The organism is Thiohalocapsa marina, from assembly GCF_008632335.1.
In the GTDB taxonomy this organism is placed as follows: domain Bacteria; phylum Pseudomonadota; class Gammaproteobacteria; order Chromatiales; family Chromatiaceae; genus Thiohalocapsa; species Thiohalocapsa marina.
In genome coordinates, this window is record NZ_VWXX01000003.1 from 26,314 (window position 1) to 48,497 (window position 22,184).

A 22,184-nucleotide genomic window follows, 5' to 3' on the forward strand; every position below is an offset into this window, starting at 1 on the left:
GGCGCAGCACATGGATGTGCTGCCAGCTCCGATCTCACAAGCGTTTCGGAATCGAGAAAGGCTATCGGCAAGGCAAGGCCGACCTCCTGCTCTGGTTGATCGAGAACAAATTCGGTGCCGACACAGCCGAGGCCCTGCGCGAGCGAGTCGAGTCGGCCTATAACGACAGCCTGCGCTGCTGGTCGGCGCGCATCCTCACCGCCGACACCCCGGACGCCCTCTTTCACTGAGTCGCTGCCGACCAGCCGAGCCGACCGTCATGGCCCTTGACTAGACCGTCGGCATCCGCGGCGGTGCCGTGCGCCAGAGGGGGTCGATCTCCGCCTCGGTGAGCCGATAGGCCTCGAGCACGAGATCGGAGATCCTTTTCCGTGACCAGCAGAATCCACTGTCACCCGTACACTTGCCAGGCCGATGACGCCAAGGATAGCGCTATAGCGATGCCCACACGGGAACCCTGAGGTTGGTGATCTGCTTCAACTGAGACACCTGGCGTCCCGAAGGGCGTGATCAAATATCTTCTACGCGGCCTGGAAGGCCGGGTTTGTACAAGACGCCTTGGCCGCTATCGCAAGCCGCGATAGGCTTGCGGCAGCGGTCGGCACGGCGAATCGTCGGTTCCTGGTGATGATGTTGTTGCCGCGGATCGCAGCTCTCTGAAAGGCGTGACGTCGTTAGGCTCTGAAGGCAGGATCACTGTGTCGATGGATCAAATGCTCCAGCATGGCTATGGGTTTGATCCAACCTATGGCTACAGCCTCGATGACCTACTTGCGGTTGAGCCTCCGGTAGGGCCGTCGGACTTTGCGCCCTTTTGGGTCGCTCGCTATCGCCGTGCGCTTGGCATCGACCCAGCGCCGAGGCTGAGTCCAAGCGCAGTGGCCATACCTGGCTTTGCGGTTGCGGAGATCGCCTATCGGTCGACCGAGGGTTTCACCATCCGCGGCTGGCTGCTGCAGCCGATCCGAGGCCAGGCGCTGAGGGCCTTCATTTTGGGTCACGGCTATGGCGGCATCAGTGAGCCGCCACGGGATCTGATCGACGAGCAGGCGATCTATCTGGTGCCCTGTTTCCGTGGTCTCGGGCTCAGTGCGCGTCCGCCGATCTCACGGGAGCCGCGCTGGCATGTGCTGCACGATATCGACAAGCGCGACCGCTATATCCTCGGCGGCTGTGTCGAGGACGTCTGGACGGGCGTCAGCGCGCTGCTCGCCCTCTTTCCAGCGCTGGCGGGGCGTCTTGGCTATCTCGGTATCAGCTTCGGCGGTGGCATCGGTGCGCTGGCCCTGCCCTGGGATGAGCGCATCGTCCGCGGTCATCTCAATGTACCGACCTTCGGTCATCAGGCGTTGCGATTGCGGTTGCCAACCAGCGGTAGCGCTGCTGCCGTGCAGGACTTTGTCCGGCAGCATCGTCACGTGCTGGCAACCTTGGCGTATTACGATGCCGCGGTCGCCGCTGCCTTTATCCGCCAGCCCATGCACGTCGCTGCCGCCCGTTTCGATCCGGTGGTCGCGCCGCCGGGCCAGTTTGCGATCTACAACGCGCTCCTCAGCGACAAGCGTCTGTTCGTGCTGGATGCCGGGCACTTCGAGTATCCCAATCGCGCGCGCCAGGAGCGGGAACTCATGGCCGGGCTGCGGACCTTCTTCAGTACCCTCTGAGCCGGCCTCCCGCGCGCGGGGGCGCCCGCTGGCGAGACCGACCATGAACCGCGAATATCACCGTTGGTACAGCGAGCGCCTTGGGCGCGATATGGAGCTCTTGGTCTTCGGCCATGCCGGCGCCAAGGTGCTGGTCTTTCCCACTCGGGATGGCCGCTTCCACGAATACGAGGACCTGCGGATCGTCGACCACCTGCGACACAAGCTGGACGCAGGCCAGCTCCAGCTCTACTGCGTCGACAGCATCGACTGGGAGACCTTCTATTGCTGCTGGTGCCATCCAGCGGACCGCATCCGGCGTCATCAGGCCTTTGAGGACTACATCCTGCACGAGGTGCTGCCGCTGATGGCGGCGAAGAATCCGCATCCCTGCACCATTGCCCATGGTTGCAGCCTGGGTGCCTTTCATGCCGCGAATATCGCCTTCCGACATCCGCATCTATTCCAGAAGCTCGCGGCCTTCTCGGGTCGCTACGACCTGACGCTCAATGTCGAGCACTTTCGCGATCTCTTCGACGGCTATCGCGATGAGCTGATCTACTTTCACAGCCCAGCGCAGTTTCTGCCGAATCTGTCCTGCGACTGGCGTCTGGATGCGCTGCGACGCATGGACATCGTCTTGGTCATCGGCCGCGACGATCCCTTCGTGGAAAACAACCACTATCTTAGCCGCACCCTCTGGGACAAGGGTGTCTGGAATGCGCTACATGAGTGGGACAGCCGCGCCCACCAAGGTTATTACTGGCGGCGCATGGCTTCCCTCTATCTGTGAGTGCCCTGCGCCGGTGGTGCCTGCGCTGAGCTCGGCTAGGCCTCGGTCTTGCCCGTCGAGCGCCTGCGCGTCGTCTTCTTGACCTCGGTCGCGGCCTCGGCGGCCGTCTCCGCGGTCTCCTGTGCCATGGTCTCGGTCTTCTCGGCCAGTGCTTCTCCAGTTTCAGAGAGTGTCGACAGGTCGACCTCCTTCTTGCCGATAAACGGAAGCACCGCGATGACCGAGGCCGTGGTCTCGGTGAGCTTCGCGTAGCTCGCCTGCGCGATCTTCGAGATGCGCTCCTGCAGCGGCTTATTGGTCAGCCCGAAGGTGGCCAGGGAGCCGGCGGCGATGCCAGCGGCGAATGGAATCAGTGGAAGTGCCATCATGTCCTCCTGCGCTGCGCTGGATGCCGGGGCGGCGGCATCCTTGAAGCCTGCGGCACGGCGGATGTCGCCCCTGCGGACCAAGTCCACCGCGCACCCATGCAACGGCGCCGCCCACGTCGGATTAATGCATGCCCTCATCAATGAGATTAGCACATTATGGAAAAATCCCGGTCCCGCTCATCGGCTGTCACATGAGACGACCATGGTGCCTTGCGCGACGATCGATGCTGTGGGCGATATCCGACTCTGGCCCACGCAAATCGTGGCGGCGAGCAGGCTTGGTCCGTCGGCGCCCTGAGTGCGCGGCCCTTGTTCATGGCCTGGTAATTAGCCTTGACCGTGCGGGGCCGGACGCCCCGCCACGTTCAGTCGTCTACGGGACCGGACATGCCCAAGCCTCGGTGCCGCGGGATAGGCTGAGCCGTTCAGCGGTTACTGACTCGCCAAGCCCAACCGCTGCCGCACTTGGGGTCTATGCTTAGAGAGTAACGGCTTCAAGGGGTTGGCGACATGCAGCTGATCCGAGAGTGCTTCGAAAGTGCGGAGACGGTCCAGCGCCCAACGCTTGAGCGCCGGCCCTTCGAGGCACGCACGTTCAAGAACAACCTGATGTGCCTCGTTCTCTGGCTGGTCGCGGCCCTGGCCGCCGTGCCGCTGGTGTCGGTGCTCTATCTGCTGCTCGTGAACGGCGGCGGCCGGCTATTCGGCTCCGGTGTCATCGAGGTGCTTACGGCATTGCCGCCGGCGGGTTTCGAGGCGTCGGGCGGTATCGGTCCGGCCATCGTCGGCACCTTCGTCATGGTGGCCATTGCCGCGCTGATCAGCGTCCCCATCGGTATTCTCGCCGCCACCTATCTGGGGGTGCTCGATCCCTGCTCCCTGCTGGCGCGGACCTCGCGCTTCCTGGCCAAGGTGCTGACCGGCTTACCGTCTATCCTCGCCGGCCTGTTCGTCTATGCGGTGCTGGTCATGCAGATCGGCTACTCCGCGCTGGCCGGTGGCGTGGCGCTCTCGGTGCTGATGCTGCGCACCGTGGTGGTGGCCGCGGAGGAGGCGATCGCGCAGGTGCCGCTGGAGATGAAGGAGGCCGCCTTCAGCATGGGCTGCAACCAAACGCAGGTGATCTGGAAGGTGGTGCTGCCGACGGCGCTGCCGGGCATTCTCACCGGGGTCATGCTCGCCGTCGCTGGAGCGGCCGGTGAGTCCGCGCCGCTGCTGTTCACGGCCTTGTTCAGCAACTACTACCTCAGTGCCTTGGTGGAGCCTACCGCCTCGCTGTCGATCCTGATCTACAACTTCTCCGGCATGCCCTTCGAGAACCAGGTCGAGCTGGCCTGGACGGCGTCGCTGGTGCTGGTGCTGATCATCCTCGTGCTCAACGTGATCGCAAGGTCCATCAGCCAGCCCAGGCTGTCGCCCCACGGGTCGCATGCGGTGCAGAGGATGCAGTCAGGGCAGCGCTGATCGCACTCGCGCAAAGTCGCGCATTTGCACCTTGTCGTCGATGGTTCATTGTCGACGCTGGGGGCTAGCCGCTCTATGCGCTTGGGTTTGGGCACTCGGTCTGAATTGCCTCGATCTCCGCGATGATCTCGTCGCTCAGGCTCAGTGCGACGCTGCCGAGATTGGCCTCGAGCTGCGTCAGCGTGGTCGCGCCGATGATGTTCGAGGTGACGAAGGGCCGGCTCGTGACCCAGGCCAGCGCCATCTGCGCCGGGTCGAGACCGTGGCGGCGGGCGATGTCGACGTAGCGCTCGGTGGCTGCGACGGCCTGCGAGTTGGAGTAGCGGTCGAAGCGCGCATACAGTGTGAGCCGGGCGCCCTCAGGTCGGGCACTGTTTAGGTACTTGCCCGTGAGCATGCCGAAGGCCAGCGGCGAGTAGGCGAGCAGGCCGCAGTGCTCACGCATGGCGATCTCGGCCAGGCCGATCTCGAATCTGCGATTGAGAAGGGTGTAGGGGTTATGAACACTGACAACACCGAACATCGCCATAGCGCCATTCGCTTCGTCACGCCCGCGCAGCGTCATCGCGGTGAGGATCGCGCCATCCTGGCGCAACGTCATGTGTTAAACCAGGCCGCACGCGCCCGCCATCACGCGCGCTGGAGCGGCAACACCCGCAACTGGAACCCGATCACCGTCGTCTCGCTCAACCCCGAGCGGATGATTGATCCCACGCCGGCTCAACAAGCCGCGTGACACCGCGGACGCGACAACTGCATTGACAATCGCCAAGGGCCGCGAGCGCCGACGCGAGGCGCAGAATATGGCCAAACGCTTTCGCCAGCATGCCGAGGCGTATTTCACCTTCATCACCACGCCCGGCATGGACCCAACGAACAATGTCGCAGAGCAGGCGATCCGCTTCGTGGTCATCGATCGCCATGTGACGCAAGGGACACGGAGCGTCAAGGGGCGCCGGGCGAACCAACGGTTATGGACGGTGATCGCGACCTGTGCGCTGCAAGGGCGATCGGCGTTTGCCTTTATCCTCGAGGCCGTTGAGGCGTTCGTCCATGACCGCCCGGCACCGTCGTTGTTGCCAGCCCCGCCTTGAGCGGCACCGCGGGCGTTGATCCGCTCGAGCCCAGGCCTCCTCGCCCGAGCTCTACCTTCCTCTCCGCACCGCTGCCACTGGCGCACGCCTCAGGCTCGCTTGGCACGACACCTTCAGCACCGTAGGCCTGGTGCGTTGGCGGCAACGCCAGTCGCTCGCCGCGATCCCGATCAAGGCTTATCGTGATCACACGTCGGCCCGGACAGGCCCCTTTGCATGGCAGTCGCCGTGCCTCAGCATGCGCTCAAGCCGCTGGGCGTGCCGCGATGACAGGTTCAGCCCCGTGAACGGTTACTGAACGATTACGGTCGCGTCATGTAGGATGCCTTGCGCATTCAGCCCGGCAACCCTATGATCAAATCAGATGCCTGGTGCAAAGCGCGCCTCATTCTTGCGAGTACAGTCTGATACATACTTGGCTACAGGCGTCCACAACTGTCATTAAGAGAGTGGTAAGTATGTCCGAAGAAGATTTGTACGGTTTTTGCGGACTGGAAATCCAAGTCGCCCCGAAAGCCTAGCCCGGCGCTGAGGCAGGACGGTAGCGGAGCTCTGGATGTGAGGTCAAGGACTGGAGAAATGGCGGAGCGACCTCTGGCGACGCGCGTGGCAGGCCGAAGCGGCGCGCTGTAGCGGGCTCGAGGTCATGTCGGACGGTGCCAAGACGAAGGTGCCCGACAACGCCTCCCGCAGGGAACGGCGACTAGCAGGAGACGGCGGCTACCAGGCAATACGCTGATCGAATTGGAACTCAGGCTCAGGCGGAGCGACCAGGTACCAGTCCGACGCCGGATCAAGCGCCTCGTCCCAGGCGGGGAGGGCGCGTGCGGGCGAGATCAGAGGTGGACGTGGTTCACCAATGGCAGCGAGGATCTGGCGACGGCCATGGCATCTGGGGAACTCAGTGACGAAGATCTCGATCGGGTCGCGGGGAGTACTGCTTTCGGACTGATGCTGGCAATGATGCGCCGCCCTGTAGGCGAAGAAGATAAGAGCAGCAGAGAGGGCATTTAATTGCATGTCAGTTAGAGGTGAAACCTCTACAATTTTCAGCATTATCTAGTGGCCCTTTCAATGGAGACGAATAACATGTCAGTCGAAGCAGCAAAAGCGTTCGTGCAGCACATCGCCAACACAGACGCCTATGAGTCCATCGCAGATGCCTTCAACGCTGAAAGCAAAACCTGGGATGCTGACAAACTGATCGCTCACGGTCAGGCAGCCGGTTTTGAATTCAGCGGCGCGGATCTGGCGACGGCCATGCCATCCGGTGAAGTCAGTGACGAGGATCTCGATCAGGTCGCGGGGGGTAGCCAAACTTCAGCGGCTAGGCAACAGATGCGCAAACAGTGCGGATACGGATAGGGAATCCAAGCGGCCCTGAGGGTCAGGCCTGGCGCTGAGGCAAGGCGGTAGCGGAGCTCTGGATGTGAGGTCAAGGACTGGAAAAATGGCGGAGCGACCTCTGGCGACGCGCGTGGCAGGCCGAAGCGGCGCGCTGGAGCGGGCTCGGGGTCATGTCGTACGGCGGCAAGACGAAGGTGCCCGACAACGCCTCCCGCAGGAGACGGCGGCTAGCAGGCAATACGCTGATCGAATTCGAACTCAGGCTCAGCCTGAGCGACCAGGTCCCAGTCCGACGCCGGATCGGGCGCCTCGTCCCAGGCTGGGGACCGCGCGCGGGCGCGCTCGGTGACATCAGCCGCTTCGACTCACCCAAGCAGCTGATCGCCTTCCTCGAACTGGTGCCAAGCGAGCACTCCTCGGGTGGACGCCGACGCCAGGGCGCGATCACCCTCACTGGCAACAGCCACGCCCGGCGCATGCTGGTGGAGTCAGCCTGGAGCTACCGCTTCCCGGCGCGCCAGACCAAGCATCTCAAGGCCAAGGCCGCGAGCGCCTCCCCCGAGGCCAAGCGCATTGCCTGGAAGGCACAGGTGCGCCTGTGCGGGCACTATCGCACCCTGACCCGTGCCGGCAAGAACACCAAGTTGGTCTGCCTGGCCGTCGCCCGCGAACTCGCCGGTTTTCTCTGGGATATCGTACGCCAGGAGATGCCGCGCCTGGCGCCAACGCAAGCACCCGCGACGAGCGCCTGATGTCTGATTGTACACGATTTAATGCGCAGAAACTGGCGCTGTTAGACCGTGATCCCGTTGGAGCACACCTCGGCCATGCCGACGAGTACCAGCGTCATCAAGCCGATGTCCGGGTTATCTGCCTGGATATAGATGATGCCGCGCGAGGCAACTTGGGGGAGGTAAGCCTGGGGTTCGCTAGGGCTGGCCGGATCAAAGCCATCCCTTCCGCGGGTCCGCTCGAAGCACTTCATCACCAAGCCGGTCAGATACCCCGTGCAGTTACGTTTCCGAACCCAGGCGCTTGCCAAGGTCAGCAACCCTGATCAGCTCGACCAGGCGTTGCAAATCATTCGTCCGGTCCATCGACTGGGCTACGGTTTTGTGCTGCTGGTCGTGCTCACCGCGCTGCTCTGGAGTCTGATTGCGACGGCGCCAGTCAAGGTTCACGGGCCGGGTGTGCTGCTCTCTGCGGGAGGTGTCAGGGTTCTGACGACACAGGGGGCCGGGCGTCTGCAGCAATGGCTGGTGGATGTCGGTGACCGGGTCAAGCCGGGACAGCAGGTGGCCATCCTCGTCAATCTCGATCAGCTCGATGCGCTGAACCGCGCCAAGGCCGCTGCGCGCGAAGCCCGTGACCTCTACGAACTGCTCGAAAAGGAGTTTGCGGTTCAGGACAAGGCGGCCGAGGATCTGTTCCGCCGTTCCACTCAGGCGACCGAGGCGCGCATCCGGAGTCTGCAGAAACTCGCTGCGACACTTCAGCGGCGCAAGGAGGGCGAGGCCCGATTGTTCAAGGACGGCATGGTCAGCGGCGTCGAACTCTATGACACCGAGAGTCGACTTGCGGACACGGACAATGAGATTGCGCTGGCCCGCAACCAGTTGGTGCAACTCTCGGTCGATCAGCAACGAGAACGTGACCAGCGCGACCAGCAACTCACGGATCAGCGCATCAAGATGATGATGCTGGAACGGGAAGCCCGGGACCAGCATGACGAGTACGAACGGGCGCGTGTCGTGACGGCCACGAAGGCAGGCACCATTGCGACACTGGATGTCGACATCGGCAACCAGGTCCCGCTCGGTCAGCAGGTCGCCACCTTGATCGTCGAGGGATCGCGCAAACTCGGGCTGGAATCCTTCAGCTACATCACGGCCTCTGAAGGCAAGAAGGTGGAGGCCGGCATGGAGGCGCAGGTTTCTCCCTCGACCGTCAAGCCGGAACTCGATGGCTACCTGCTGGGGACTGTCAAGCGGGTGTCCCCCTTGCCTGAGAATCGCGCCTCGCTGATGCGGCGTCTGGGCAACGCGCTGCTGGTCGATCAACTGCTCAAGGGCGGCGCCCCGATCGAGGTGCTGATCGAACTGCGCCCTGACGAAACGACACCCAGTGGCTATGCCTGGACCTCCGGCACGGGACCAGACCTGCAACTGCAGCCTGGAACCCTGACCGAATCCGCCGTGGTCGTGGATCGCATCCACCTGATCAGCCTGCTGCTGCCGGCGATGCAATACGTCTACGGCTGGCTCGAACACCGATGAGCGCGAGCAAGCCGGGGCCGTCACTGGTCAAGACACCGACCATCCTGCAGATGGAGGCGCTGGAATGCGGTGCGGCCGCATTGGCGATGATCCTTGCTTATCACGGACGCTGGATCCCTGTCGAGGAACTGCGCGTGCTCTGCGGGGTGTCGCGCGACGGCAGCAAGGCGCTGAACATCGTCAAGGCGGCGCGTTCCCTGGGCATGCAGGCCGGCGGGAGACGACTGGAACCCGATGATCTGAAAAAGATCCAGACCCCGGTGATCCTGTTCGTCAACCTGAACCATTTCGTGGTGTTCGAGGGGATGGCCAAGGCGGGCTATCAGCTCAACGACCCGGCCGTTGGACGGCGCTGGATCAGCGCGGCGGAATTCGACGAAATGTTCTCCGGCATCGTGCTGACCTTCGAGCCGACGGCCGATTTCGAGACAGGCGGGGTTCGCCCGGCGATCCTCCCGGGGTTGCTCGAGATCGCCCGGCGCACGCGGGGGCCACTGCTCTGGCTGGCGGGGCTGGGATTGCTGCTCTCACTGGTCGGCATTCTTTTGCCTGGCCTGCAACGCGTCTATGTCGATCGCGTCCTGGTCCAGGAACTGGACGACTGGGTCTGGCCCCTGGCCTTCACCCTGCTGATGGTCGCGCCCTTCGTCGCCTTGCTCGCCCTGATGCAGGGGCGCCTGCTGGGCAGCATCAATGCCAAGCTATCCATGGTGCTGTCGAGCCGCATGGTCTGGCACCTGCTGCGTCTGCCGGTGATGTTCTTCAGTCAGCGCTACGCCGGGATGATCAGCAGCCGGGTCGCGCTGGCGGATCAGCTGGTGCTGACCATCAGTCAGGGGTTTTCGCAGATTCTGGTCAATCTGGCCCTCATCCTGATGCTGGTGGCGCTGATGCTCCAGTACAGTCCCACGCTGACACTGATCGCCGTGGTCCTGGGACTCTTGAATGCGCTGGTCTTTCAGCGGATGCGCAAGTCGCTGGGCGAGGCCTCCGAGAAGATCGCCATGCAAAGCGTGAAGATGTCTGGCAAGGTCATGCAGGGCCTGCGCATGATCGAGACCCTGAAATCGACCGGAACCGATGCGGCCTTCTTTGCCAACTGGTCCGGCCTGCAGGCGCTCTTCATCAACGCCCAGCAGAGCATTGGTCGACGCGAGGCCCTGCTGTCGGCCCTGCAGGCCTTGTTCGCCAGCCTGACCTCGGCGGTGATCCTGGTGGTGGGTGGCCATCTGACCATGGTCGAGACCTTCTCCATCGGCATGCTGGTCGCCTTCACGACCATCAGTGTGCTCTTCAATCAGCCGGTGCAGGTCCTGGTGTCGGTCGCCGGCACCTTGCAGCAGACCAAGGGCGATCTGGCGCAGATCGATGACACACTGCGCTATCCACAGGCGCGGGAGTTCCAGGACGAAGCGCAGGCAGGGGCGGTCGGCGCCGCCGAGCCAGCCCCGTCCCCGCGTGTGACGGGTCGCGTGACGCTCGAGAATGTCCGTTTTGGCTACGCACCCCTGGATGCGCCGCTGCTCGACGGCCTGTCGCTGTCGATCGAGCCGGGCAGTCGCATCGCGCTGGTCGGGGGCTCGGGCAGTGGCAAATCGACCATCGGCAAGCTGGTCACCGGCCTGTTCGAGCCCTGGCAGGGGCAGATCCTGTTCGATGGTCACACCCTGACCGAGATCCCGCGGGACATCCTGCGCACCTCGCTGGCAGTGGTCGATCAGGAAATCGTGCTCTTCGAGGGCAGCATCCGCGACAACATCAGCCTCTGGGATCAGACCCTGCCGCAGGCGCAACTCATTCGCGCGGCCAAGGATGCCATGATCCATGATGTCATCATGGCGCGCCCCGAGGGCTACGACGCCAAGGTCGAGGAGAACGGCCGCAACTTCAGTGGCGGGCAGCGCCAGCGTCTGGAAATCGCCCGTGCGCTGGCGACCAATCCCAAGCTGCTGGTGCTCGACGAGGCCACCAGCGCGCTGGACACCCTGACCGAGGCGGCGCTGATGGACAATGTGCGCCGGCGCGGCTGCAGCCTGCTGATCATCGCCCATCGTCTGAGCACCATTCGAGACAGCGATGAGATCATCCTACTGGATCATGGTCGGGTGCTGCAGCGCGGGACCCATGAGGCGCTGGTCGCCGTCGATGGGCCCTACCGGACGCTGCTGGAGACCTGAGCATGACCAGTCAGCCTCACGCTAGGCTTCCGCAAACCCTGATCGACCAGGGTCGTCCAGTGCGGCCCGGCGGTCACGAGCGCCTGCTGCTGGAGGATCCTTCCAAGGCCTGGATCATCCGCCATGGTGGGGTCGAGTTGTTTGCGGTGGAGGCGGAGGAGGGCACCGAGGGCTCTCGACATCATCTGGCCAGCCTTTCCGTGGACAGTCTGCTGCTGGGATTGCCCTCGGATCGCGCCGAACACCTCTGCCTGCTGGCGCAGCCGCTGATCGACTCGGAATTCCTCGAGGTCCCGATCGAGGCCTTGATGGAACTGGCGGAGGAGGCGGCGCATCGACCGCTGCTGGTCGCCTTGCTGGAGTCCTGGCTCGCGGCGCTGAGCCAGGGGATCGCTGCCTGGACCCAGCCGCGGCCGCGGATCAGCGAGTCGCTGGCCGCAGGACGGTCACAATCCCTGGAGGCGGGAGTCCGGGTCGGGAGCCAGTCGGCGCTGACCTGGTTGCGCGGGCCGGGCAACGGCTTGCAGTTTCTCGATACCCAGTCCTTGGCCGACGACGACAGCCCGCTCTGTTTTCCGTTGTCGGCCGAGGCCTGGCTGACGACCACCGCGCCGGTCGAACTGGTCGCGAGCGAGACCGCATCCTTGCTGGTCAGCCCCGGGACGCGCGCCGAGCTTCTGAGCGGTATCGGACATCTGCATCGGGTCGTCCTGCGCGCCATCGCGCATGATCTGCAGCTGGCCGCGATCTCGGCAGCCGATCGGTTGACCGCCCGCAGGGCCTCCAATGACGGGTTGCGCGATCAGGCCTTCTCCGAGTTGATGTCGGTGACGCGGCGTCGCGATGCTGGCGTCTCGAGCACAACAGGGACGGAAGCGCCCCTGGTGACCGCCCTGCGGTTGATCGGACAGGAACTCGGATTCTCGGTCCACCTGCCCAGTGATCAAGCGCCCGGGGCGCCGCCGACGATCTCATCGCTCACGCAGGCCAGCGGGGTGCGCGCCCGTGCGCTGGTGCTGCGTGATCACTGGTGGCTGCGGGATTTCGGCGCCCTGCTGGTCTTCGATGCCGAGTCCGGTGCGCCCCGTGTCGCGCTGTCCAACGGACGTCGCCAGGCCCTGCTGATCGATCCCGTCACGGGCGACAGGCAGCCCTTGGCGCCTGAGCGTCTCGCACCAGCGGCCTGGGAGTTCACGCCATCCTTGCCCTTTCGCGCCCTGAGCTTCGGGCAATTCTTCGGTCGCGGCGTGAAGGCCGCGGCCACAGATTTGTGGGCAGTGCTCCTGCTGGGCGTGATCGGGGCCATTCTGGGTCTGGCGACCCCGGTGGCCACAGGCTACCTCATCGATCGCGTGATTCCCGATCAGGATCTGTCGCTGTTGCTCCAGCTCGGGATGGTCCTGCTGGTGCTTGCCGCGACCACCTTTGTGGTGAGCTATACGACCTCGCTGGCTTACACGCGCGCGGAAAGCCGCATGGGACGCCAGTTGCAGTCGGGCCTGATGGACCGCGTCCTGCGACTGCCGATGCCGTTTTTCCAGGGCTTCTCGACCGGTGATCTGGCGTCCCGTGTGATGGGGCTGAGCCAGATCCAGACCATGCTGTCGACGGCCAGCACCAGCACGCTGCTCGGTGGTCTGGTCGCCCTGTTCAGCTTCGCGCTGATGTTTCACTATGATGTGCACCTGGCGCTCTGGGCGGGGCTGGTGACCCTGATCTACAGCCTGATCAGTCTGCTGATCGCCTATCGTCTGCTCCTGCAGCAACGCCAGTTGGCGACCCTGAACGGGCAACTCAGCGACCGCGTGCTGCAGATGATCCTCGGGATTGCCAAGATCCGTCTGGCCGCGGCAGAGACGCGCGCCTTCAGCCAGTGGGCAGCGGTGTTCGCACAGGATCGGCGACACCAACTGGCCTCGCAGCGCCTGATTGCGACCCAGACCGCCCTCGATCATCTCCTGGTGCTTGCGGGCTTGCTGATCTTCGCGCTCGTCATCGGCAAGCCGAGCAACAGTTATGACCTGCTCGCGATCGGTGCATTTTCCGCCTTGCTGGTGACCTATCAACGCTTCGCGTCCCATCTGACCTCGCTGCTGCAGGTGGCGACTCGCTTGCTGGGGATTCAACCCCTGCTGGAACGCGCCCGGCCGCTGCTGACGACTGCGCCCGAGACCGCCGAAGGACGTCCGGACGCCGGACGCCTGTCCGGCGAGATCGAGGTCTCGCACATCCGGTTCCGGTATCGCGACGACGGGCCGCTGATTCTGAACGATGTCACCCTCCGGGTGCCCGCAGGGCATTTCGTGGCGCTCGTCGGCGCATCGGGTTCCGGAAAATCAACTCTGATGCGACTGCTGCTCGGGTTCGAGACGCCCGAGTCCGGCGGCATCTTTTTCGATGGCAAGGCATTGTCGACCATCGATGTCGGTTCGGTGCGCCGGCAGATGGGCGTGGTGATGCAGAACGCCAATGTCATGCCGGGTTCCTTGTTCGAGAACATCGTCGGTCCGTCCGGCGGCAGTCTGGAAGACGCCTGGGCGGCGGCGCGTCAGGTCGGTCTCGCCGAGGACATTGAGCAGATGCCCATGGGCATGCAAACCATGATTCTTGAAGGGGGTGGGGCGCTGTCCGGCGGGCAGATGCAACGCTTGATGATCGCGCGCGCCATCGTCGGTCGGCCCAAGATCCTGCTGCTGGATGAAGCCACCAGCGCACTGGACAACCGCACCCAGGCAGTCGTGACCGAAAGCCTGGACCGATTGCGCATCACGCGGCTGGTGGTGGCGCACCGGCTGAGCACGGTGATCAATGCCGATCAGATCTATGTGATGGATGCAGGGCAGGTCATCGAGACCGGGACCTATGATGAACTGATGGAAAAGGGCGGTCACTTCGCCGATCTGGCGAGGCGGCAGCAGATGCATTGAGCATCGGCAGCTGGATTGAGGGTCATCCGGGTGGAGTTGTGTCTGCCTGACAAAGTCTGATGATCGATGGCCGGTGTCTGGAAAATCGGAGAAGCGTTCGCTAACCTGACATAATTGGCGCACCCACCCAGACAGCGGCAAAGGTCTCTCCTGATATAGTCCGGAAAAATCACATCATGCCTGAAAAAGATCTCAAAGCCTTCTTGCGTTATAGCCGCTCAGGCGGCGAGCCTGTCGGACTGATCGTTGATTGGCTCTCCATTGCGGAACTGGACGTTGTTGACAACCAGTTCGAGTTTCCTGAAACCCTTGATGCGCTTCCATCCCTGCTGCGCGCTCTGAAGCCGCTTGAAGACCATGGTCAGGATCGTCTCGCGTGAGCCGCAGTTGCGCATGCGATCGGTGCGCAGCCGGACCGAGGCGAAGGTCGACTCGATCGGGTTGGTGGTGCGGATGTGCCCCCAATGCTCGGCCGGGAAGTCGTAGAAGGCCAGCAGGGCATCGCGGTCCTTGGCCAGGCACTGCATGGGCTGGGGTACTTGGGCTCGAAGCGTTTGAGGGTCCGATCGAAGGCGCTGTGGGCGTCCTCGCGGGTCTCGGCCATCCAGATCTCGTGCAGGGCCGCCTTGATCTTGGGCTGCACGGACCTGGGCAGTTTCTCCAGCACGTTGGCCGTCTTGTGCACCCAGCGCCGCTGCGGTCGCGCACCTTCGGCACCTGCACCTCGCCGATCCCGGTCTGCACCGTGCGCGCCGGCAGGTAACCGTTGCGCACGACCCCACGGCGACCGTCCTTCAGGCGATGGCGACCAGACGGCTCCAGGAACACGGCTCACTCCGCTTCCACCGCTTCGGCGAACAGCTGACGTGCCGCCTGGCGCAGCAGCGCGTGCAGCGTATCGGCCTCTTCGATCTCTGGTTGTGAAAGAGCTGACAGCGTAGACTTGGGTCTCGGCGTATCCACCGCTGTTGACTGTGATCGGGCAAGTGATCAGTCAGCAGGATACGCCATCCCTACAAGCCGGCGCTGTACACCAGAAATCACAATAACTCCCTCGCGCCCATTGTTCAGTTCGTCGCTGAGCATAGCGGAGCTGGCCAAAAAGGGGGATGATACCGATCGACGGTCCGCTTCACCCTAAAACTGCTTCCTGCTAAGTTGCGCGAGCGAGGAATACACCTGCCAGACCTGCGCAATTAGACAATTAAATCCGACACGCCAGGACGACGAAACGTGCACCCGGCCAACAAACGCCCCTTTCTGGCGCATATCCATTATTTCAGGGCCTTCGCGATCATCAACATTGTGCTGGTGCATACGTGGGTGGCACCGTCGGAATTCTCAGACCGAGCAGATGCGCATCTGTTGAACCTCATTCGCGAGATCGCGTTTCACGATGCCACCCTGTACTTCATCTTCATTTCTGGCTTCATGTTTTCGTACCTGTCGCCCAAGTTCACGCTGGCAAGGTATTACCACAGCAAGCTCGTCACTGTCATTTCGCCCTACATTCTGATGACGATGCTGGTGCTGGTCGCGCGGGCAATGCCCGACGTCCTTGGCGGCAGTTTCGATCTTGGCGCGTTCCTGGCGTCGCTCTGGCACGCCTTGCTCACCGGCTCGGCGCAGGTGCAGTTCTGGTACATTCCGTTCATCGCAGTCGTATTTCTGGTCAGCCCCCTGTTGTTACGCATCCCGCGACGCTGGATTGGCGCAGTCACGTTGGTTGCGGCGCTGCTGCCATTGCTTGGCACGCGCACCGGGTCGACACTGGCCCTCGGCCAGTACATCTACTTCTTTCCCGTGTACATGATCGGCGCCTACGCGGCGATGGACTACGCGAGCTTCAGTGCGCTGATACGTCGCTGGATGCCATTGCTTGTCGTGCTGGCCGTATTGTCCACGGTCTGGCTGATTTGGCTCGCTGGCGCTGTGCCGACCTGGGGGCCACTGAACGGCAGCGAGTCGCTGTTCTATGTGCAGAAGATGTCTATCTGTCTGATCGCGCTCATCTTGTTTCAATCGCTCGAGGCGCACGACTTGAAGCTGGTGTCGCTGTTCGCGACCTACAGCTTCTCAATCTACTTCCTGCACCTGCTGGTCGAGTTCGGGCCTGTCAAACTGTTTTGGTTCGAGCAGGTCGATGCGTTCGCGCCGCAGGCGATGATCCCGGCGGCCTTCGTCTTTGCGCTCGGCGTCGCCTTTGCAACACTCGCGGTGAGCATGCTGTTGAAGCGTCTGTTCGGCCGCTACTCGCGCTATGTCATCGGTGCCTGAGATGACGCTCTGGGTCAACCGGGCTGAGGAGCGATCATCCGCGACGGTTGCCGCTTATCTCATGCCGGACGGCGGCGAGACGAAGGCGCTCGACAGCGCCTCCCGCAGGAGACGGCGGCTACCAGGAGACGCGCTGATCCCTGTCTCAAAGGGGCACGAAGTCGGGCTCGGGCTGGCCGAGGAGGTCTCAGTCCGACGCCGGCTCGGGCGCCTCGTGCCAGGCGGGCGGTCCGCGGGCGGGCGAGATCGGGGGTGGCCGGTGCGGCTCACCGAGAGCCAAGGGGATCTGCTCGACGGGCGCGGCCTCGGCGATGTTGCGCGATGATGCGCCTATCCGCGCCGCAGTTGGGACAGACCAGCGGCAGCGACGCGTGCAGCGGTCATCGGTTCGGCCGAAATTCTAGCCGTTGGCCGCGGACCTGGTCGTTCAGTCTGCCGTGCTCGTAGGCCACTTCGCCATTGAGAATGGTGGTGATGACGCAGGCATGGAACTGCCGGCCCTCGAATGGCGACCAGCCGCATTTGTACAGCACCTGGTCACGGGTGCGGGTGTAGGGCGCCGCCATTTCCACCAGGGCCAGGTCGGCCCAATAGCCCTCGCGGATATAGCCGCGCTGCTCGATGCCGAAGCAGTCGGCGACGTCGTGGCTGGTCTTCTGCACCAGGGTCTCCAGGCTCAGGTGACCGGCATGCACATGCTCGAAGAGCGACGGCAGGGCATCCTGCACGAGCGGCAGGCCCGCCGGCGCCTTGAAGTAGGTGCCGGCCTTTTCCTCCAGCGTGTGCGGCGCATGGTCCGTGCCGATGACGTCGATGCGTCCCTCGCTGACGGCGGCCAGGAGGGCGTCGCGGTCCTCCGGGCGCTTGATGGCCGGGTTGCACTTGATCAGCGTGCCCTTCTCGGCATAGTCGCGCGCGTCGAAATAGAGATGGTGCACGCAGGCCTCGGCGGTGATGCGCTTGCCGGCCACGGGGCCCGGGCTGAACAGCGAAAGCTCGCGGGCGGTGGTGAGATGCAGCACGTGCAGCCGGGCATCGTGCCGGCGCGCCAGCTCGACGGCGCGCGAGGAGGATGCGAGGCAGGCCGCCTCCGAGCGGATCAACGGATGCGCGCTCATGGGCACATCCTCGCCGTAGCGTTGCCGGTACTCGGCCTCGTTGGCCAGGATGGTGGGGGTGTCCTCGCAGTGGGTGGCGATCAGCAGCGGGCTGTCGGCGAAGATGGCATCCAACGTCTGCTCGTCGTCGACCAGCATGTTGCCGGTTGACGCGCCCATGAACACCTTGACGCCGCAGCACTGGCCCGTGCGCACGCCGCGGATGGCATCGATGTTGTCGTTGCTGGCGCCCAGGTAAAAGCTGTAGTTGGCGTGCGAGACCTCGGCCGCGCGGGCGTGCTTGGCCTCCAGCAGCTCCAGGCTCAGGGTGGGCGGCTGGCTGTTCGGCATCTCCATGAAGCTGGTGATGCCGCCGGCGATGGCGGCGCGGGACTCGCTCGCGAAGTCCGCCTTGTGCGTCAGCCCCGGCTCGCGGAAGTGCACCTGATCGTCGATCATGCCGGGGATCAGCAGCCGGCCGGCCGCATCGATGACCCGATCCGCCCCGCGCGATTGCAGATCGTTGCCGATGGCGGCAATGCGCCCGTCCTCGATGAAGAGGTCCGCCTCGAAGCGGCAGCCCTCATTGACGACATCGGCGTTGGTGATCAGCAGGCTCGACATGCGTAACTCCCGTCGATTGTTTCAAGAACGGCGCCAGCTCGACGGGAGTATCGTCCCGCCAAGGCGGTCTGCTAACCTGTGCAATATACTCACAAGCAGGGCTGCCGACCATGACCAAAGCGTACAAGATCAAGGCCACCGAGGGCGCAGCGCTGGGTGACAGCCTGCCCTGGGCCGAGGTGCGTGCCAGTCTCAAGCTTGGCGCCGATGGGCTGATACCGGCCATCGCCCAGCAGCACGACACTGGCGAGGTGCTGATGATGGCCTGGATGAATCCGGAGGCCCTGGACGAGACCCTGGCCACCGGGCGCGTCTGCTACTGGTCGCGCTCCCGCGGCGCGCTCTGGCGCAAGGGCGAGTCGTCCGGCCAGGTCCAGCACCTGAAGGAGATGCGCCTCGACTGCGACGGCGACACCCTGTTGTTGCTGGTGGACCAGACCGGCCCGGCCTGCCACACCGGGCGCAGAAGCTGCTTCTACAATGCCGTGCGGGGCGATCGGGTGGAGGTCATCGCCGAGCCGTTGATCGATCCGCACCAGCTCTACGGGTGACGGCCTGGAGTGCCGGCCAACACCCCGATGGCGCTAGCCCAAGGGCGCACTGGGTGTTTCATGCGGCGTACCTGGACCTGCCGCTGACGGCGCTGGGCGGGGCGCGGAGGCATGTGCCCGAGCGCCGACCGCCCCGGGCGCAGACTGTCGGAGCTGCTCGAGCAGACAGTCTGCGCCCCTGGTCGCCGTGGTATCGGCCTTCGGTCAACCTGAGGAGGACCTGTTGGAACTGCCGGTGCTGCTGGAACTGCTGGAACTGCTGCCGCCGCTGGACTTCTTGCCGCCCTTGTTGCGGCAGTAGGCCGCCACCTGGGCCCCGTCCTTGCGCTTGTAGCCGTCGACCCAAGTGCAACTGGCGTTGCCTTCGCACTTGGACTTCTCCATGCCCTTGCACTCGGCGGCGCTGACGCTGGTCGTGCTCAGCGCCAGACAGGCGACGATTGCGCCGGCGGCAAGGGTCTTTGCGGAAGCGATCGTGTTTGGCATGGGATTTCTCTCGTGGCTCTGTTGGGTGGAGGCAGGACGGATGTGTGCTGAGTCAGGACACCCGTGACCCAACCGTAGTCACAAGATGGGGTATGTTCAAGCCCCGGCCTGTTTTCGGGCAAGGGTTTTACGGCCTTTGTATTACAGCGTCTGTGCCCGCGCCTTGCTGGCCGCCAGTTCGAGGTAGCGCTGGTGCAGTTGCTGTATCTGGGCTGGCAGGGCGACCTTGTCTCCGCTGTTGTCGATGATGTCGTCGGCCCCACGCAGTCGCTCGGAGCGGCTTACCTGGGTGTCCATGATGCGGCGGATCTCCTGCGGGTCGAGGCCGCTGCGGGCCTGCACCCGTTCCACCTGCTGTTGTTCGGACAGGTCGACCACCAGGATGCGGTCCGCCAGGTCGGCCTGTCCGGTCTCGAACAGCAGTGGGATGTCGACAATGACATAGGGGCCCGTGACCGCCGCCACCCGTCGGCGGATCTCGGCGCTGATGCGCGGATGCAGGATGGCTTCCAGCCGCTGCCGGGCCTGTGCGTCGGCAAAGACCAGCTGTCGCAGCGCGATGCGGTCGAGGGTGCCGTTGGCATCCACCAGGTGCGCGCCGAAGGCCGCGGCGATCTGCGGCAGGGCCTCGCCATGCTGGGCGGTCAGGGCCCGGGAGATCGCGTCGGCATCGATGATGACGGCGCCCAGTGCCTGGAACAGCGCCGAGACGGTGCTCTTGCCGCTGCCGATGCCGCCGGTGAGTGCAATGGTGAACATGGGATGCGGGGCCTCGCTGATGGGCTCTCAGGTCCCTCTCAGGCCAGGCCGCTGAAGCGCAGATAGGCCTCGACAATGCGATCACCCCAGATCAGGCTGACCCAGCCGGCCAGGGCCAGGAAGGGTCCGAACGGGATCGGGGTGTCGCGCTGGCTGCGACCCGTCAGCATCAGTGCGATGCCGAACAGGGCGCCGGGAATGGTGGACAGCAGCAGGATCTGCGGCAGCGACTGCCAGCCCAGCCAGGCGCCGAACAAGGCCAGCAGCTTGAAGTCGCCACGGCCGATGCCTTCCTTGCCCGTCAGCACGCGGAACAGATGGAACACCAACCACAGGCAAAGATAGCCGGCGACCGCCCCGAGGATGGCGCTTTGACTGTCGACGAACACCCCCCACAGGCTGAGCAGCAGGCCCAGCCACAGCAGCGGCAAGGTGATGTCGTCCGGCAGCAGCTGGGTGTCGGCGTCGATGACTGCCAGCGCCACGAGCCCCCAGGTCAGCAGCAGTGCAAAGCCGGCCTGGGGCGTCGGCCCGAAGTGCCAGACGACCACCAGCGACAGCAACGCCGTGCCAAGTTCCACCAGTGGATAGCGCCAGGAGATGGCCTGCCCGCAGTGGCTACACTGTCCCCGCAGCAGCAGAAAGCTCAGCAGCGGGATGTTCTCCCAGGGCCGGATGCGGTGGCCGCAGTGCGGGCAGTGCGAGCCGGGTCTCGATAGCGACAGCCGCTGTTTGCCATGGCTGTCGGCCTGCCTATGGGCAAACCCAGCGGCAGGCGTCCCGACCTTGTCGCCGGCGGCGTTGCCCGATGTGCCGCCGGGCGTATCGACGGCTGGACCGGAGGGCGCCGCCGGCCCCGTTCCGGTCAGTTCCGCGCAGTCGTCCCACCAGGCCTGTTCCATCATGCGCGGCAGGCGCAGGATCAGCACATTCAGGAAACTGCCGACGACCAGGCCCAGGGCCAGGGTGGCGCCGTAGAGCAGGGCGGGCATGCGGGCCAGTTCGTCGATGATCTGCATGGGAGATGTTGCTGCCGTGCGTGGTTTCGGCCGAAGGCCCGTGGCTCAGACCACGGCGGCCAGTTTGAAGATGGGCAGGTACATGGCGACCACGAGCCCGCCCACCAGGCCGCCGATGACGATCATGATCAGCGGCTCCAGCAGGCTGCTGAGGGCATCGACGGCATTGTCCACCTCCTCCTCGAAGAAGTCGGCGACCTTGCCCAGCATCTCGTCCAGCGCACCGGATTCCTCGCCGATGGCGGTCATCTGGATGACGATGTGCGGAAACAGGGCGTTCTGGCGCATGGACAGCTGCAGGCTCTGGCCGGTGGCCACCTCGGCGCGCATGTCGCGGATCGCCTCGGCGTAGACCACGTTGCCGGTTGCCGTGGAGACGGAATCGAGCGCCTCCACCAGCGGCACACCCGCCGCGAACATGGTGGACAGGGTGCGGGCAAAGCGCGCCACCGCCGCCTTGTGCAGGATCGGGCCGACCACCGGCATCTTCAGCGACGCGCGCTCCACCGCCTCGCGGAAGCGGGGCATCTTCTGGTGGGCCTTGGCGATGGCATAGCCGGTACCGCCCACGCCCAGCCCCAGCATCCACCAGTACTGGCGGACATAGTCCGACATGGCGATCACCATCAGGGTGAACGCCGGCAGGTCGGCGCCGAAGCTGGCGAACAGCGACTTGAACTGCGGAATCACGAACAGCAGGATCACCACGGTGACGCCGACCGCCACAATCAGCACCGCCGCCGGATAGAACATGGCCTTCTTGATCTTGCCCTTGATGGACTCGGTCTTTTCCTTGTAGCTGGCGATCTTGTCCAGCAGCACATCGAGCACGCCGGCCTGCTCGCCGGCGGCCACCAGGCTGCAGAACAGCTGGTCGAAATGATCCGGTTGCTTGCTCAGGGACTCGGCCATGGCGGTGCCGCTCTCGATGTCCTGCTTGATCGACAGCAGCATGTCCTGCATGGCGGGGTTGTTATGGCCCCGGCCGACGATGTCGAAGGCCTGCACCAGCGGCACACCGGCGGCCATCATGGTGGCCAGCTGGCGCGAAAAGACGGTGATGTCCTTGCTGGTGATCTTGCGCTTGCCGCCACCGAACAGGGGTTTGGGCTTCTTGCGCACCTTCAGCGGAGTGACGCCCTGCCGGCGCAATTCGGCCTTGGCCAGGGCGACGCTGCTGGATTCCAGCTCGCCCTTGATGCGCGAGCCGCGCCGGTCCATGCCCTCCCAGGCGAAGGTGGCATTCTTTTCCGGCCGGGTGGGGGCGTCGGCGGAGCCCCCG

General features: G+C 64.3%; 19 protein-coding genes and 4 pseudogenes. 13 read left to right on the top strand and 10 right to left on the bottom strand.

Going from position 1 to position 22,184, the window contains the following annotated elements:
• Positions 1-95 precede the first annotated feature (95 nt).
• From F2Q65_RS20140 to F2Q65_RS03025, 3 genes are all read left to right on the top strand, one after another.
• On the top strand, positions 96-230 hold the full coding sequence (locus F2Q65_RS20140; RefSeq protein WP_281290980.1) for a hypothetical protein: 135 nt from the start codon (positions 96-98) through the stop codon (positions 228-230).
• A 474-nt stretch (positions 231-704) separates the two neighbouring features.
• On the top strand, positions 705-1,664 hold the full coding sequence (locus F2Q65_RS03020) for an acetylxylan esterase (RefSeq protein WP_246155940.1): 960 nt from the start codon (positions 705-707) through the stop codon (positions 1,662-1,664).
• A 43-nt stretch (positions 1,665-1,707) separates the two neighbouring features.
• Positions 1,708-2,436, top strand: coding sequence for an esterase family protein (locus tag F2Q65_RS03025; RefSeq protein ID WP_150090301.1), 729 nt, complete (start codon positions 1,708-1,710; stop codon positions 2,434-2,436).
• 35 nt (positions 2,437-2,471) lie between these two features.
• Here F2Q65_RS03025 and F2Q65_RS03030 read toward each other — a convergent pair whose 3' ends face one another.
• Positions 2,472-2,891 (bottom strand): hypothetical protein, encoded by a 420-nt coding sequence (locus F2Q65_RS03030; RefSeq protein ID WP_150090303.1) that lies wholly within the window; start codon positions 2,889-2,891, stop codon positions 2,472-2,474.
• A gap of 423 nt (positions 2,892-3,314) precedes the next feature.
• Here F2Q65_RS03030 and pstA point away from each other — a divergent pair, with 423 nt between their 5' ends.
• Positions 3,315-4,268, top strand: a complete 954-nt coding sequence (gene pstA / locus F2Q65_RS03035; RefSeq protein WP_150090305.1) for a phosphate ABC transporter permease PstA — start codon at positions 3,315-3,317, stop codon at positions 4,266-4,268.
• Positions 4,269-4,341: 73 nt separating this feature from the next.
• On the opposite strand, the pseudogene F2Q65_RS03040 reads toward pstA, so the two are convergent.
• Positions 4,342-4,782, bottom strand: a pseudogene (locus tag F2Q65_RS03040) (aldo/keto reductase); the annotation flags it as partial.
• Between F2Q65_RS03040 and F2Q65_RS03045 the strand changes: the two are divergent.
• Positions 4,723-5,004 (top strand): annotated as a pseudogene (locus F2Q65_RS03045) (IS3 family transposase); the annotation flags it as partial. The pseudogenes F2Q65_RS03040 and F2Q65_RS03045 overlap by 60 nt on opposite strands.
• A pseudogene (locus F2Q65_RS03050) lies at positions 4,976-5,362 on the top strand (IS66 family transposase); the annotation flags it as partial. The pseudogenes F2Q65_RS03045 and F2Q65_RS03050, both read left to right, overlap by 29 nt.
• Positions 5,363-6,082: 720 nt before the next feature.
• Here F2Q65_RS03050 and F2Q65_RS03055 read toward each other — a convergent pair.
• A complete protein-coding gene (locus tag F2Q65_RS03055) occupies positions 6,083-6,418 on the bottom strand; it encodes a hypothetical protein (protein WP_150090309.1) in 336 nt (111 codons plus the stop codon).
• A 33-nt stretch (positions 6,419-6,451) separates the two neighbouring features.
• Between F2Q65_RS03055 and F2Q65_RS03060 the strand changes: the two genes are divergently transcribed.
• Both F2Q65_RS03060 and F2Q65_RS03065 read left to right on the top strand, forming a co-directional pair.
• On the top strand, positions 6,452-6,727 hold the full coding sequence (locus tag F2Q65_RS03060) for a Nif11-like leader peptide family RiPP precursor (protein WP_170265487.1): 276 nt from the start codon (positions 6,452-6,454) through the stop codon (positions 6,725-6,727).
• 152 nt (positions 6,728-6,879) lie between these two features.
• Complete coding sequence (locus F2Q65_RS03065; protein WP_150090313.1) at positions 6,880-7,461, top strand: transposase; 582 nt, start codon at positions 6,880-6,882, stop codon at positions 7,459-7,461.
• 41 nt (positions 7,462-7,502) lie between these two features.
• Here F2Q65_RS03065 and F2Q65_RS03070 read toward each other — a convergent pair whose 3' ends face one another.
• Positions 7,503-7,694 carry a hypothetical protein gene (locus tag F2Q65_RS03070; RefSeq protein ID WP_150090315.1) on the bottom strand — a complete coding sequence of 64 codons (192 nt, stop codon included), beginning with the start codon at positions 7,692-7,694 and terminating at the stop codon, positions 7,503-7,505.
• Between the two features lie 22 nt (positions 7,695-7,716).
• On the opposite strand from F2Q65_RS03070, the gene F2Q65_RS03075 reads away from it, so the two are divergent.
• Genes F2Q65_RS03075 through F2Q65_RS03085 form a run of 3 tightly spaced genes read left to right on the top strand, consistent with a single transcriptional unit; the run spans position 7,717 to position 14,089 of the window.
• Positions 7,717-8,985 carry an NHLP bacteriocin system secretion protein gene (locus tag F2Q65_RS03075; protein WP_170265489.1) on the top strand — a complete coding sequence of 423 codons (1,269 nt, stop codon included), beginning with the start codon at positions 7,717-7,719 and terminating at the stop codon, positions 8,983-8,985.
• Entirely contained in the window at positions 8,982-11,162 is a 2,181-nt protein-coding gene (locus F2Q65_RS03080) for an NHLP family bacteriocin export ABC transporter peptidase/permease/ATPase subunit (RefSeq protein ID WP_150090319.1), read from the top strand. Before F2Q65_RS03075 ends, F2Q65_RS03080 begins: the two co-directional genes overlap by 4 nt.
• Before the next feature lie 2 nt (positions 11,163-11,164).
• Positions 11,165-14,089, top strand: coding sequence for an NHLP bacteriocin export ABC transporter permease/ATPase subunit (locus F2Q65_RS03085; protein WP_150090321.1), 2,925 nt, complete (start codon positions 11,165-11,167; stop codon positions 14,087-14,089).
• A gap of 218 nt (positions 14,090-14,307) precedes the next feature.
• On the opposite strand, the pseudogene F2Q65_RS03090 reads toward F2Q65_RS03085, so the two are convergent.
• Positions 14,308-14,924, bottom strand: a pseudogene (locus F2Q65_RS03090) (transposase).
• A 398-nt stretch (positions 14,925-15,322) separates the two neighbouring features.
• Here F2Q65_RS03090 and F2Q65_RS03095 point away from each other — a divergent pair.
• Entirely contained in the window at positions 15,323-16,366 is a 1,044-nt protein-coding gene (locus F2Q65_RS03095) for an acyltransferase family protein (RefSeq protein ID WP_170265491.1), read from the top strand.
• Positions 16,367-16,746: 380 nt separating this feature from the next.
• Here the strand turns inward: F2Q65_RS03095 and F2Q65_RS03100 are convergent, their stop codons facing one another.
• Positions 16,747-18,087 (bottom strand): dihydroorotase, encoded by a 1,341-nt coding sequence (locus F2Q65_RS03100; protein ID WP_150090325.1) that lies wholly within the window; start codon positions 18,085-18,087, stop codon positions 16,747-16,749.
• A 110-nt stretch (positions 18,088-18,197) separates the two neighbouring features.
• Between F2Q65_RS03100 and hisI the strand changes: the two genes are divergently transcribed.
• Entirely contained in the window at positions 18,198-18,638 is a 441-nt protein-coding gene (gene hisI, locus F2Q65_RS03105) for a phosphoribosyl-AMP cyclohydrolase (RefSeq protein WP_150090327.1), read from the top strand.
• A 204-nt stretch (positions 18,639-18,842) separates the two neighbouring features.
• Here the strand turns inward: hisI and F2Q65_RS03110 are convergent, their stop codons facing one another.
• From F2Q65_RS03110 to F2Q65_RS03125, 4 genes are all read right to left on the bottom strand, one after another.
• The gene (locus tag F2Q65_RS03110) at positions 18,843-19,124 is read right to left on the bottom strand and encodes a chromosome partitioning protein ParB (protein ID WP_150090329.1); all 282 of its coding nucleotides are present in this window, start codon (positions 19,122-19,124) and stop codon (positions 18,843-18,845) included.
• 141 nt (positions 19,125-19,265) lie between these two features.
• Positions 19,266-19,883, bottom strand: a complete 618-nt coding sequence (coaE, locus tag F2Q65_RS03115) for a dephospho-CoA kinase (protein WP_150090331.1) — start codon at positions 19,881-19,883, stop codon at positions 19,266-19,268.
• Positions 19,884-19,921: 38 nt separating this feature from the next.
• Positions 19,922-20,902: a prepilin peptidase gene (locus tag F2Q65_RS03120; protein WP_150090333.1), complete on the bottom strand. Its 981-nt coding sequence runs from the start codon at positions 20,900-20,902 to the stop codon at positions 19,922-19,924.
• Between the two features lie 45 nt (positions 20,903-20,947).
• The gene (locus F2Q65_RS03125; protein WP_150090663.1) at positions 20,948-22,123 is read right to left on the bottom strand and encodes a type II secretion system F family protein; all 1,176 of its coding nucleotides are present in this window, start codon (positions 22,121-22,123) and stop codon (positions 20,948-20,950) included.
• Positions 22,124-22,184: the final 61 nt, after the last annotated feature.